A 1,878-nucleotide genomic window follows, 5' to 3' on the forward strand; every position below is an offset into this window, starting at 1 on the left:
GAACAGTCGGGCGCGGAACACCGCCTGAGGAGGGTGGAATGAAACAGGACGTCATCGTCAAGGGCGCCGCCCACAGCTCGATCATCCACGACTCGGCCGTGAAGCACGTGACCGGCCGGGCCGATTACACCGACGACCTGGCCGAGCCGATCGGCACGCTGCATGCCTATCTGGGGCTGTCGACGGTGGCGCATGGCCGCATCACCGAGATGGATCTGTCGGCGGTGCGCAACGCCCCCGGCGTCCACCTGGTCCTGACCGCCGATGACATTCCCGGCGTCAACGACATCAGCCCGAACGGGCTGCATGACGACCCGGTCTTCGCCTTCCCCGAGGTCCAGTTCCTGGGCCAGCCGATCTTTGCGGTGGTCGCCGAGACCCGCGACCAGGCCCGCCGCGCCTGCCAACTGGCCCGCGTCACCTATGAGGAACTGCCCTTCGCGCTGGACGCCATCGCCGCCCGCGACGCCGGCATGGGCTATGTCACCAAGCCGCTGAAGCTGGCCCGCGGCGACATGGCCGGGATGGGACACGCCCCCCGCCGCCTTTCGGGCCGCCTGACCGTCGGCGGGCAGGAGCATTTCTACCTGGAAAGCCAGATCGCCTTCGCCCTGCCCGGCGAGGATGACGAGATCGTCATCCATACCTCGACCCAGCATCCGACCGAGGTCCAGCACATGGTCGCCCATGTCCTGGCCGTGCCCTCGAACGCGGTGGTGGTGAACGTGCGCCGCATGGGCGGCGGCTTCGGCGGCAAGGAATCGCAGATGAACATCTTCTGCGTCACCGCCGCGCTGGCCGCGAAACGGCTGAACCGCGCCGTCAAGCTGCGCCCCGACCGCGACGACGACTTCCAGATCACCGGCAAGCGCCACGACTTCGTCATCGATTACGAGGTCGGCTTCGACGAAACCGGCAAGATCCACGCGGTCGAGGCCGACTTCTATGCCCGCTGCGGCTTCTCGGCCGACCTGTCCGGCCCGGTGACCGACCGCGCCCTGTTCCATGCCGACAACGCCTATTACTATCCGGCGGTGGAACTGCGCAGCCATCCGATGAAGACCAATACCTGCTCGAACACCGCCTTCCGCGGCTTCGGCGGACCCCAGGGCGTCGTCATGGCCGAGCGCGTGGTCGAGGATATCGCCTATGCGCTGGGGCGCGACCCGCTGGAGATCCGCAAGCTGAACCTTTACCGGAACGGCCAGCTGACCCCCTATCACCAGGAGGTCGAGGACCAGATCCTGCCCCGCATCTTCGACGAGCTGGAGGCGTCGTCGGATTATCACGCGCGCCGCCAGGCCGTGCTCGACTGGAATGCGCGGGGCGGCGTCATCCGCAAGGGCATCGCGATCACCCCGGTCAAGTTCGGCATCAGCTTCACCGCGACCTGGTTCAACCAGGCCGGCGCGCTGGTCCATGTCTATTCGGATGGCTCGATCCACCTGAACCACGGCGGCACCGAGATGGGCCAGGGCCTGAACACCAAGGTCGCCCAGGTCGTGGCCGAGGCGCTTGGCGTCCACATCGACCGCATCAGGATCACCAGGACCACGACCGAGAAGGTGCCGAACACCTCGGCCACCGCCGCAAGCTCGGGGTCGGACCTGAACGGGATGGCGGCGCTGGACGCCTGCCGCCAGCTGATCGAGCGCCTGACCGCCTTCGCCGCCGAAACCAGGGGCATTGCCCCCGAACTCGTCACCATCGGCGAGACCACCCGCATCGGCGACGAGGAGATGTCCTTTCAGGACTTCGTCAAATCCGCCTATATGGCCCGGATCCAGCTGTCGGCCGCGGGCTTCTACAAGACGCCCAAGATCCACTGGAACCGCGACACCGGCCAGGGCCGGCCCTTCTATTACTTCGCCTATGGCG

General features: G+C 66.9%; 1 protein-coding gene. It reads left to right on the plus strand.

Going from position 1 to position 1,878, the window contains the following annotated elements:
• Nucleotides 1–38 precede the first annotated feature (38 nt).
• Nucleotides 39–1,878: xanthine dehydrogenase molybdopterin binding subunit (xdhB, locus tag ACO2Q4_RS23575; RefSeq protein WP_423322164.1), on the plus strand; the 1,840-nt coding region annotated here is incomplete at its 3' end.

It is taken from the genome of Paracoccus sp. KR1-242, from assembly GCF_049446195.1.
Lineage (GTDB): Bacteria > Pseudomonadota > Alphaproteobacteria > Rhodobacterales > Rhodobacteraceae > Paracoccus > Paracoccus broussonetiae.